The organism is Streptomyces sp. NPDC059524 (assembly GCF_042749255.1).
In the GTDB taxonomy this organism is placed as follows: Bacteria; Actinomycetota; Actinomycetes; order Streptomycetales; family Streptomycetaceae; genus Streptomyces; species Streptomyces xanthii.
In genome coordinates, this window is sequence record NZ_JBHYTK010000221.1 from 1 (window position 1) to 10,215 (window position 10,215).

The window sequence follows — 10,215 nt, forward strand, 5'->3', positions numbered from 1 at the left end:
CCGGGGGGGCGGGGCGCCCGACAGAGCGCGCCCGGGGGGGCCCCCCCCCCCACCCCCCCCCGCGCCCCGCCCCGCGCCCCGCGCCCCCCCCGCCCGGGGGGCCCCCCCCACCCCAGGGTCCCCGCCCGCCCCCGTGTGTGGCGCTAGTTGTCGGGCTGTGTGCCGTTCCAGCCGCCCGTGTCTCCGCCGTCGCCGCCCGGGTCCTCCGGGATGCCGATGGTCGGGGTGCCGCCGCCCGGATCGGTGGGCGGCTCGGCCGTGTCGGTCGGTTCGTCCGTCGGCGGCTCGGTCGTCGGCTCGTCCGTCGGGGTCGACGGGCTGGTCGGCGGCTCGGTGGTCGGCTCGTCGCTCGGCGTCTCGGGCGTCGTCGGCTCGTCGCTCGGGGTGACCGGGGCCTGGGTGGTGGGCTCGACGCCCGCGCCCATGTCGGTGTCCAGGTCGAAGCGCTCGCCGGAGCCCGCGGTGTTGAAGGTGTACTGGGCCCAGATGCGGGCCGGGAAGCTGCCACCGTTGACGCGGCCGCCGCCGGCCGCGCCGGACAGCGAGACCTGGGCGCCCTGGGTGACCTTCACCGGGTCGTCGCTGCCGCACCGGGCGGTGCCGGCCTTGGCCGCCTCGCCGAACATGCCGACGGAGGTGACCAGGTCGGGGGTGTAGCCGGTGAACCAGGCCGAGCGGTTGCAGTCGGACGTACCGGTCTTGCCGGCGACCTGCTGGCCGTCGCGCCCCGGGTTGTCGCGGACGGAGGCACGGGCCGTACCGTCGTCGACCACGCCGGTGAGCACCGAGGTGACGGAGTCGGCGGCGGCCCGGCTGATGACCTGCTCGCCGGACTGCTCCGGCAGGTCGAGCTTCTGGCCCGCCAGGGACACCGACTTCACGAGTTGCGGGGTGACCAGCTTGCCGTGGTTGTCGAGGGTCGCGTAGACGCCGGCCATCTCCAGGGGGCTGGCGCCCATGGTGCCGAGGGTCTGGGCGTAGTACGGCTTGAGGTCGCCGTCCTCCATGCCGAGCTTCTTGGCGGTGGCCATGACCTGGTCCATGCCGACGTCGGCGCCCATCTGCGCGAAGACGGAGTTGATGGACTTGTTCATCGCGGTCTGGACGGTGACGTCGCCGTAGTCGACGTCGTCCTCGTTCGGCGGGGCGAACTTCACCTCGGCGCCGTCTTCGACGACGGGGCGCTTGCTGGTGCCGTCGTAGACCGTGTTGGCCCGGATCGACTGGCCGTCCTGCGTCTTCGCGTTGTTCTCCAGCGCGGCGGCGAGGATGAGCGGCTTGAAGGTCGAGGCGGGCTGGTAGTCGGTGCGCGTCGCGTTGTTGCGCCAGTGCTTGTCGATGCCCTCGCCGCCGTACATGGCGAGGACCTTGCCGGTCTTCGGGTCGACGGAGACGGCGCCCGCCTGCACGTTGGCGTCGGTCTTGCGGCGCTTGGGGTCGAGCTGGTCGGTCAGCTGCTGCTTGACGGCCTTTTCGAGCTGCTTCTGCTTCTTGCGGTCGATGTTGAGCGTGATCGTGTAGCCGTGGGCGTCGAACTGGTCCTCGGTGAGGTTCAGTTCCTTCATGACCTCGGCCTTGGCGGCCTGGTAGAGGTAGCCCTCCTGGCCCTGCAGGCCCGCGGCCGGCTTGGGGTCCTTGGGCTTGGGGAAGGTCATGCCGGCGCGCTCGCTCGCGCTGAGCCAGTGCATGTCGACCATGTTGTCGAGGACGTAGTTCCAGCGCTGCTTGACGAGCTTCTTGCCGGTGTCGGAGGCGATCGCCCAGTCGTACTGGTTCGGCGCCTGGAGCAGCGCGGCGAGGTAGGCGCCCTGCTCGACCTTGAGGTCGGAGGCGTCGACGCCGTAGTAGGCCTGGGCGGCGGTCTGGATGCCCCAGGCGCCGCGGCCGTAGAAGCTGGTGTTGATGTAGCCCGCGAGGATGTCGTCCTTGGACTTCTTGCGGTCCACCTTCAGCGAGATGACCAGTTCCTTCAGCTTGCGCGAGACGGTCTGGTCCTGGGTCAGGTAGTAGTTCTTCACGTACTGCTGGGTGATCGTCGAGCCACCCTGCTTGCCCTTGCCGGTGACCGTGTTGAGGACGCCGCGGGCGGTGCCCTTCAGGTCGATGCCCTGGTCCTTGTAGAACGTCTTGTTCTCGGCGGCCACGAAGGTGTGCTGGACGCCCTTGGGGACCTCGGACAGCTTGACGATCTCCCGGTTGACCTCGCCCACGCGGGCCATGGTCGAGCCGTCGCTGTACTTGTACACGTTGCTCTGCAGATCGGCTTCCGGGTTGCCCTCGGGTATGTCGATCACCATGTAGAGCACCACGAAGGCGCCCATGCACAGGAGCACGAACCCGAAGAAGGCCCCCAGCAGCTTCTTCCACGTGAAGAAGCGGCGTATGCCCGAAGGCCGCGCCGCGGCCTTGCGCGCGTTCCTCGCATCCGCTCGGCCCATGACCTCGTCGCTCCGCTTCTCGTCCGTCAACATTCCTGATTCGTTCGGAATCAGCTCATGAAGCTAACACCGCCACTTAAGGCAAAACCGTGCCCTTCCGGTCATTTCCGGACGTGACAATCAGCACCTACCCCATGGGAACCGACGATCCAGACGAGTGGATGGTTGCCGTGGCCGTTAAAGTGATATCACTATGCTAGAAAGGGTTCGCCCCGGACCGGGGGCGAAACCGCAGTTCAGGGGAACGGGGACAGTCATGCCAGAGACGGACACCACACCGGACGTCACGCCGGACGTGCCGGCCATGCCGAAGGCGCGCGTACGGGAGGTCACGGCGCACAGCATCGGCGGCGGGCTCGCACTGCTGCTCGGCCTGGTCGGGCTCGCGGCGGGGGTCGTACTGATCGTGGCCGCGACGACACTCGACTCGGACGGCACGAAGGCGCTGCTGATCACGCTCGGCGTCCTCCTCTCGGTCGGCGCCTTCTTCGCGATGTGCGGGCTGAACATGGTGGCGCCGGGCGAGGCCCGTGTCGTCCAGCTCTTCGGGCGCTACCGGGGCACGATCCGCACTGACGGGCTGCGCTGGGTGAACCCGCTGACCTCGCGCACCAAGATCTCCACCCGGGTCCGCAACCACGAGACGGCGGTCCTGAAGGTCAACGACGCGTACGGCAACCCGATCGAGCTCGCCGCGGTCGTGGTGTGGCGGGTCGAGGACACCGCGCAGGCCACGTTCGAGGTGGACGACTTCCTGGAGTTCGTCTCGACGCAGACCGAGGCGGCCGTCCGGCACATCGCCATCGAGTACCCGTACGACGCCCATGACGAGGGCGGGCTGTCGCTGCGCGGGAACGCGGAGGAGATCACCGAGAAGCTGGCCGTCGAGCTCCACGCGCGCGTGGAGGCGGCCGGTGTCCAGATCATCGAGTCCCGCTTCACGCATCTCGCCTACGCTCCGGAGATCGCCTCGGCGATGCTGCAGCGGCAGCAGGCGGGGGCGGTCGTCGCGGCGCGGCGGCAGATCGTCGACGGGGCCGTCGGGATGGTCGAGGCGGCGCTGGCGCGGATCGCGGAGCAGGATTTCGTGACACTGGACGAGGAGCGGAAGGCGGCGATGGTGAGCAATCTGCTGGTCGTGCTGTGTGGTGACCGTGCGGCGCAGCCGGTCCTGAACACGGGGACGCTCTACCAGTGACCCCGCCACCGCCACCGCCTCCGGCGCGGAAACAGGTGCTGCTGCGGCTCGATCCCGCCGTGTACGAGGCGCTGGCGCGGTGGGCCGGGGACGAGCTGCGCTCCGCGAACGCGCAGATCGAGTTCCTGCTGCGCAGGGCTCTCGCCGAGGCGGGCCGGCTGCCCGGCGGGGCGGCGCCCATCGCCCGGCGGGGTCGCCCGCCCAAGAGCTCGGGCGACCCGGAGGGGCCGGCGGCCGACGGCTGAGTGTGGCTGGCCGCGCAGTTCCCCGCGCCCCTGGAAGGCAGCGGCTTCGCCGCGCCTTCCCCACATGAAAGGCGCCCCGCGCCTTGATCGGGGAAATGCGAGGCGAAGCGTCTGCATTTCAGGGGCGCGGGGCTGCACCCGATCAGCGACTCCGTCGCGGGGCGCGACCGGCGGGCCCCTGGGGGGCGCGCGAAGCGTGCCCTTCAGGGGCGCGGGGAACTGCGCGAGCAACCACGACGAGAGCCGCAGTCGACGGGGCGCCGCGCGGGGCTGGGTCTGTTTGGGGTCTCGCCGCCGGGCGTGACCGGCCCCCGCCGGAGTCGCCGCGGGTGAGATTCGGACCCGTATACACCCCGGGTATACACGGAGTGTAGAGTCCCCTCCATGTCCATCGGCCACACCCTTCTCGGGCTGCTCGAATCAGGGCCCCGCCACGGTTACGACCTCAAGCGCACGTTCGACGAGACCTTCGGGCACGACAAGCCGCTGCACTACGGGCAGGTCTACTCGACGATGTCCCGCCTGCTGAAGAACGGTCTCGTCGAGGTCGACGGGATCGAGGCCGGCGGCGGCCCCGAGCGCAAGCGGTACGCGATCACCGACGCCGGCATCACGGACGTCCAGCAGTGGCTGGCGACCCCGGAGAAGCCGGAGCCGTACCTCCAGTCGACCCTGTACACGAAGGTCGTCCTCGCCCTGCTCACCGATCGCGACGCGGCCGAGGTCCTCGACTCGCAGCGCGCCGAGCACCTGCGCCTCATGCGCATCCTCACCGACCGCAAGCGCAAGGGCGACCTCGCCGACCAGCTGATCTGCGACCACGCCCTGTTCCACCTCGAAGCCGACCTGCGCTGGCTGGAACTGACCGCCGCGCGTCTCGACCGCCTCGCCGCGGAGGTGCGCCCCTCATGACTCCCGCCGGTTCCCTGCTGACCGCCGTCGACCTGTGCAAGGCGTACGGCCCGACGCCCGCCCTCGACGGCGCGTCCTTCTCCGTGCATCCCGGCGAGATCGTCGCCGTGATGGGCCCGTCCGGTTCGGGCAAGTCGACGCTGCTGCACTGCCTCGCCGGGATCGTGACGCCGGACTCCGGCAGCATCACGTACGGCGGCCGCGACCTGGCGGCCATGTCGGACGCGGAGCGCAGCGCGCTGCGCCGCGGCGAGTTCGGCTTCGTCTTCCAGTTCGGCCAGCTCGTGCCGGAGCTGACCAGTGTCGAGAACGTGGCGCTGCCGCTGCGGCTCAACGGCGTCAAGCGCAAGGAGGCCGAGCGGCGGGCCGCCGGCTGGCTGGAGCGCCTGGAGGTCGACGACCTGGCGGGCAAGCGGCCCGGGGAGATGTCCGGCGGTCAGGGCCAGCGCGTCGCCGTGGCCCGCGCGCTGGTGACGAACCCGCGCGTGCTGTTCGCCGACGAGCCGACCGGCGCCCTGGACTCCCTGAACGGCGAGCGGGTCATGGAGCTGCTGACGGAGGCGGCGCGGAGCACGAACGCCGCGGTCGTCCTGGTCACGCACGAGGCCCGGGTCGCCGCCTACTCCGACCGCGAGGTCGTGGTGCGCGACGGGAAGTCCCGGGACATGGAGTTCGCCCGATGACGCTGCTCGACGACCGTCCGGCCGCCCCCGCCCCGGCGCCCGTGCGGCAGGGGTTCGGCGGCCGGCTGCGCGACCTCGGTGTCGGTGTGCGGTGCGCGGTGGCCGGGGGCCGCGAGGGCTGGATCCGTACGCTGCTCACCGCGATCGGCGTGGGGCTCGGCGTGGCCGTGCTGCTGGGCGCGGCGTCCGTGCCGACGCTGCTGGAGGAGCGTGACGCGCGGGGCGCCGCACGGCAGTTGGGCGTGGAGCCCGGTGGCCCGGCGGAGCGCTCGGACCGCTCGGTCCTGCTCAGTGACGCGTCCTCCGATTTCCGGGCCGATTCGATCGACGGCTATCTGGTCCGGCCCGACGGCGCGCATCCCGCGCTGCCGCCCGGCGTGGACAAGCTCCCCGGGCCCGGCGAGATGGTCGTCTCCCCTGCCTTGCGCGAGCTTCTCGACTCCCCCGACGGCAAGCTCCTCAAGGAGCGGTACGCGTACCGCGACGTCGGCACGATCGCCCCGGCCGGCCTGCACGACCCGTTCGACCTGTACGTGTACATCGGGTCGGACGAGCTCAGCACCGACCGCGGGGCGCGGCGCTTCGACCACTGGGGGCACACGTTCCCGTCGCCGCCCATGGACCCGGTGCTGGTCCTGATGGTGGTGCTGGCCTGCGTCGTGCTGCTCGTGCCGGTGGCCATCTTCATCGCGACGGCCGTCCGGTTCGGCGGCGAGCGGCGCGACCGGCGGCTCGCCGCGCTGCGCCTGGTCGGCGCGGACGTGCGGATGACGCGGCGGATGGCGGCGGGCGAGGCCCTGTTCGGGGCGGCGCTCGGGGTGGTGTTCGGGGCCGGGTTCTTCCTGTCGGCGCGGCAGTCGCTCGCCCATGTCGAGGTGTGGCGGCTGTCGGCGTTCCCCTCGGACCTGTCGCCGGTGCCGGTGCTCGGCCTGCTCATCGTGCTGGCCGTGCCGCTCGCCGCGATCGGGGTGACGCTGTTCGCGCTGCGCTCGGTGGCGATCGAGCCGCTGGGCGTGGTCCGCGAGCGCCGCACGCGGCGGCGCCGGCTGTGGTGGCGGCTGCCGGTCCCCGCGGCGGGTGCGGTGCTGCTGCTGACCTCGGAGGCGGTCGACAGCACGGACACCTTCGCCGTGGTCCGGATCGCGGCCGGGATCGCGCTGCTCCTCATCGGCCTGGTGCTCGTACTGCCGTGGCTGGTCGAGGCGGTCGTGGGGCGGCTGCGCGGCGGGCCGGTGCCATGGCAACTGGCCACGCGCAGGCTCCAGTTGTCCAGCACGGCGGCGAGCCGGGCCGTCGCGGGCATCACGATCGCGGTGGCGGGCGGTATCGCGCTGCAGATGTTCGTCGTCGGGATCGAGGACGACTTCACCAAGGCGACGGGACAGGACCCGCGGCGCGCGCAGCTCGTCGCGAACGCCGACTTCCCGAGCGGGAAGCTGGCCCGGCGGATGACCGACGAGTTCGGCCGGTCTCCGGGCGTACGGAAGGTCGTCGGCACCGTCGACACGTGGGCCGCCGCGGAGGGGGCGCGGCCGGACCACTACGGGTACGTCCCCACGGTCACGCTGTCGGTCGGCACCTGTGCGGCGCTGCGCGAGAAGGCGGAGCTGCCGTCGTGCCGGGACGGTGACGTGTTCCGGGTCCTCGGCACGGAGGGCGGTGCCACGTCGCGGGAGGCGCGGCACATCGCGCGGCCCGGGGCGCGGCTCGTCGTGGACGACATGGAGGGGGGCGGGAAGCACCGGGACGGGGTCCGCTGGGTGCTGCCGAAGGAGACCCGCACGGTGCCGTCGCGGAGCGACGCGCTCGGGGACCGCTTCACCGGCATCCTCGCCACGCCCGGCGCGTTCGACACGGACACGCTGCACAACTCGATGACCATGGCGCAGATCCAGGTGGACGAGTCGGTGCCGGACGCGTTCGAGCACGTGCGCAACGTGGCGTTCCGGATGGATCCGAGCATGCGGGTGTGGACCATGCACGCGACGGAACGGGACGACACGTACGCGAGCATCCTGCGCGGGCTGTTCACGGCGGCGGCGATCACGATCTCGCTGATCGCGGCGTCGATGCTGGTCTCGCAGATCGAGCAACTCCGCGAGCGCAGGCGGCTGTTGTCCGTGCTGGTGGCGTACGGGACGCGGCGGGCGACGCTGGCGTGGTCGGTGCTGTGGCAGACGGCGATCCCGGTCGTGCTCGGGATGGGGCTCGCGGTGTCGGGGGGCCTGGCGCTGGGGTGGCTGATGCTCCGGATGACGGGCAAGCCGGTGACGGACTGGCTGGTGTTCCTCCCCCTGGTCGGGGTGGGCGCGGCAGCGGTCCTGACCGTCACCCTCCTCTCCCTCCCCCCGCTCTACCGCCTGATGCGCCCCGAGGGCCTCCGCACGGAGTAGCCCTCCGGGCGGTACGGGGACCTTCTCGCCCCGGGCTCGGAAGCACCCGAGCCCGGGGCGCGGGGAACTGCGCGACCAGCCACGACGGCGCGGCACTCGGCAACGGAGCCGGGGTGCGCGGGCCGGTCAGAGGACGCGGACCGGCAGGCCGCCGAGCGCCCCCCGAAGCGCCGCCGCCAACTCCTCGTACTCCGCGGAGCGCGCCGCCCCGCTCCGCATCGCGAACGCCACCCGCCGCGAAGGCGCGGGTTCGGCGAAGTAGCCGGTGAGGAGCTGGGCGCTGCGGCTGGTCTCCACGGACACGGCCGTGCGGGGCAGCAGCGTCACTCCCAGCCCGCCGGCGACGAGTTGCACCAGCGTCGAGAGGCCCGCCGCGGTCGTGGTGACGGGAACGTCGTCCCGCCCCGCCTCCCGGCAGATGTCCAGCGCCTGGTCCCGCAGGCAGTGCCCCTCGTCCAGGAGGAGCAGGTTCAGCTCGCGCAGCGCCTCGCGGGGAATGCCCTCGCGGCCGCCGAGCCAGTGGTCGAGCGGGGTGACGAGCACGAAGTCCTCGTCGAACAGGGGGATTTCACTGATACCCGGCACCCCGAGCGGCACGGCGAGCAGCAGCAGGTCGAGCCGTCCGGCGGTGACGCCCTCCACCAGCGAGGAGGTCTGCTCCTCGTGGACCTGGAGGTCGAGGTCCGGGTACCGGTCGTGCACGAGCCGCAGCAGGGTGGGCAGGAGATAGGGCGCGACCGTGGGGATGACCCCGAGCCGCAGCACGCCGGTGAACGGCGCCCGTACGGCCTCCGCGTCCTCCACGAGCGCCCCGACCTCGTCGAGCACGGCCCGCGCCCGTACGGCGATCCGCTCGCCGGCCGGCGAGAGCAGCACCTTGCGCGTCGTACGCTCGACGAGGGTCACCCCGAGCGTCTCCTCCAGCGCGGAGACGGCTCCGGACAGCGCGGGCTGGCTCATCCCGATCGCGGCCGCCGCGTCCCTGAAGTGCAGATGCTCCGCGACCGCCGCGAACGCCCGCAGCTGCGCCAGGCTGGGCTGCCTGCGCTTCAGGCCCGGCTTTCCGCTCGATACGGCCACTGATAGCCACCTCCGATCAACACGACCGAGTCTAGCTATTTCCGTAATCAATGCACGGTGTGCCACGATCATGAGCAGTCCAACCCATGGAAAGGCCCTCAAAAGGGGCCTTTCTCGCTGCAAGGAGAGCACGTGCTCACTGTCGGTGACAAGTTCCCCCAGTTCGACCTCACTGCCTGCGTCTCGCTGGAGAAGGGCAAGGAGTTCGCGCAGATCGACCACAAGACCTACGAGGGCAAGTGGAAGATCGTCTTCGCGTGGCCCAAGGACTTCACCTTCGTGTGCCCGACCGAGATCGCCGCGTTCGGCAAGCTGAACGAGGAGTTCGCCGACCGTGACGCCCAGATCCTCGGCTTCTCCGGCGACTCCGAGTTCGTGCACCACGCCTGGCGCAAGGACCACCCGGACCTGACGGACCTGCCCTTCCCGATGCTGGCCGACTCGAAGCACGAGCTCATGCGTGACCTCGGCATCGAGGGCGAGGACGGCTTCGCCCAGCGCGCCGTCTTCATCGTCGACCAGAACAACGAGATCCAGTTCACGATGGTGACCGCCGGTTCCGTGGGCCGTAACCCCAAGGAGGTCCTGCGGGTCCTCGACGCCCTGCAGACCGACGAGCTGTGCCCGTGCAACTGGAGCAAGGGCGACGAGACCCTCGACCCGGTCGCGCTGCTCTCGGGCGAGTGAGCGGAGTCTTCTGACATGGCACTCGACGAACTGAAGTCCGCCATACCGGACTACGCCAAGGACCTGAAGCTCAACCTGGGCTCGGTCATCGGCAACTCGGACCTGCCGGCGCAGCAGCTGTGGGGCACGGTCCTCGCGACCGCCATCGCCTCGCGCTCGCCGCGCGTGCTGCGCGAGCTGGCCCCCGAGGCCGAGGCGAACCTCTCGCCGGAGGCGTTCAAGGCCGCGAAGTCGGCGGCCGCCATCATGTCGATGAACAACGTCTTCTACCGCACGCGTCACCTGCTCTCGGACGACGAGTACGGGACGATGCGCGCGGGCCTGCGGATGAACGTCATCGGCAACCCCGGCGTCGACAAGATCGACTTCGAGCTGTGGTCGTTCGCCGTCTCGGCGATCAACGGCTGCGGGATGTGCCTCGACTCGCACGAGCAGGTGCTCCGCAAGGCCGGCGTCGAGCGCGACGTCATCCTGGAGTCCTTCAAGATCGCCTCGGTCATCCAGGCGGTCGCGGTGACGCTGGACGCGGAAGCTGCGCTGGCGTAACCCGCAAAGAAGCTGCCCCCGCCGCGCAAGCGG

At 71.1% G+C, this 10,215-nt stretch carries 9 protein-coding genes; 7 read left to right on the top strand and 2 right to left on the bottom strand.

Annotation, left to right across the window (positions count from 1 at the left end; translation table 11 throughout):
* Positions 1 to 143: 143 nt before the first annotated feature.
* Positions 144 to 2,438 (bottom strand): transglycosylase domain-containing protein, encoded by a 2,295-nt coding sequence (locus tag ACFW9D_RS35880; protein WP_384629293.1) that lies wholly within the window; start codon positions 2,436 to 2,438, stop codon positions 144 to 146.
* A gap of 256 nt (positions 2,439 to 2,694) precedes the next feature.
* On the opposite strand from ACFW9D_RS35880, the gene ACFW9D_RS35885 reads away from it, so the two are divergent.
* From ACFW9D_RS35885 to ACFW9D_RS35905, 5 genes are all read left to right on the top strand, one after another.
* On the top strand, positions 2,695 to 3,636 hold the full coding sequence (locus ACFW9D_RS35885) for an SPFH domain-containing protein (RefSeq protein WP_384629277.1): 942 nt from the start codon (positions 2,695 to 2,697) through the stop codon (positions 3,634 to 3,636).
* Positions 3,633 to 3,881 (top strand): hypothetical protein, encoded by a 249-nt coding sequence (locus ACFW9D_RS35890; protein ID WP_188337113.1) that lies wholly within the window; start codon positions 3,633 to 3,635, stop codon positions 3,879 to 3,881. Before ACFW9D_RS35885 ends, ACFW9D_RS35890 begins: the two co-directional genes overlap by 4 nt.
* 384 nt (positions 3,882 to 4,265) lie before the next feature.
* A complete protein-coding gene (locus ACFW9D_RS35895) occupies positions 4,266 to 4,793 on the top strand; it encodes a PadR family transcriptional regulator (RefSeq protein WP_188337114.1) in 528 nt (175 codons plus the stop codon).
* The gene (locus ACFW9D_RS35900; RefSeq protein ID WP_384629281.1) at positions 4,790 to 5,476 is read left to right on the top strand and encodes an ABC transporter ATP-binding protein; all 687 of its coding nucleotides are present in this window, start codon (positions 4,790 to 4,792) and stop codon (positions 5,474 to 5,476) included. Before ACFW9D_RS35895 ends, ACFW9D_RS35900 begins: the two co-directional genes overlap by 4 nt.
* On the top strand, positions 5,473 to 7,869 hold the full coding sequence (locus ACFW9D_RS35905; protein WP_384629285.1) for an FtsX-like permease family protein: 2,397 nt from the start codon (positions 5,473 to 5,475) through the stop codon (positions 7,867 to 7,869). Before ACFW9D_RS35900 ends, ACFW9D_RS35905 begins: the two co-directional genes overlap by 4 nt.
* Positions 7,870 to 7,995: 126 nt before the next feature.
* Here the strand turns inward: ACFW9D_RS35905 and ACFW9D_RS35910 are convergent, their stop codons facing one another.
* The gene (locus ACFW9D_RS35910; protein WP_384629288.1) at positions 7,996 to 8,949 is read right to left on the bottom strand and encodes a LysR substrate-binding domain-containing protein; all 954 of its coding nucleotides are present in this window, start codon (positions 8,947 to 8,949) and stop codon (positions 7,996 to 7,998) included.
* Positions 8,950 to 9,081: 132 nt separating this feature from the next.
* Between ACFW9D_RS35910 and ACFW9D_RS35915 the strand changes: the two genes are divergently transcribed.
* Positions 9,082 to 9,636 (top strand): peroxiredoxin, encoded by a 555-nt coding sequence (locus ACFW9D_RS35915; RefSeq protein WP_188337118.1) that lies wholly within the window; start codon positions 9,082 to 9,084, stop codon positions 9,634 to 9,636.
* Between the two features lie 15 nt (positions 9,637 to 9,651).
* Complete coding sequence (locus tag ACFW9D_RS35920; RefSeq protein ID WP_188337119.1) at positions 9,652 to 10,182, top strand: alkyl hydroperoxide reductase; 531 nt, start codon at positions 9,652 to 9,654, stop codon at positions 10,180 to 10,182.
* The last annotated feature ends 33 nt before the right edge of the window (positions 10,183 to 10,215 follow it).

Coding starts and splice junctions, on each gene's coding strand:
- ACFW9D_RS35905 (WP_384629285.1), top strand. CDS start 5,473: ATGACGCTGCTCGACGACCGTCCGGCCGCCCCCGCCCCGGCGCCCGTG.
- ACFW9D_RS35885 (WP_384629277.1), top strand. CDS start 2,695: ATGCCAGAGACGGACACCACACCGGACGTCACGCCGGACGTGCCGGCC.
- ACFW9D_RS35920 (WP_188337119.1), top strand. CDS start 9,652: ATGGCACTCGACGAACTGAAGTCCGCCATACCGGACTACGCCAAGGAC.
- ACFW9D_RS35900 (WP_384629281.1), top strand. CDS start 4,790: ATGACTCCCGCCGGTTCCCTGCTGACCGCCGTCGACCTGTGCAAGGCG.
- ACFW9D_RS35880 (WP_384629293.1), bottom strand. CDS start 2,438: ATGGGCCGAGCGGATGCGAGGAACGCGCGCAAGGCCGCGGCGCGGCCT.
- ACFW9D_RS35895 (WP_188337114.1), top strand. CDS start 4,266: ATGTCCATCGGCCACACCCTTCTCGGGCTGCTCGAATCAGGGCCCCGC.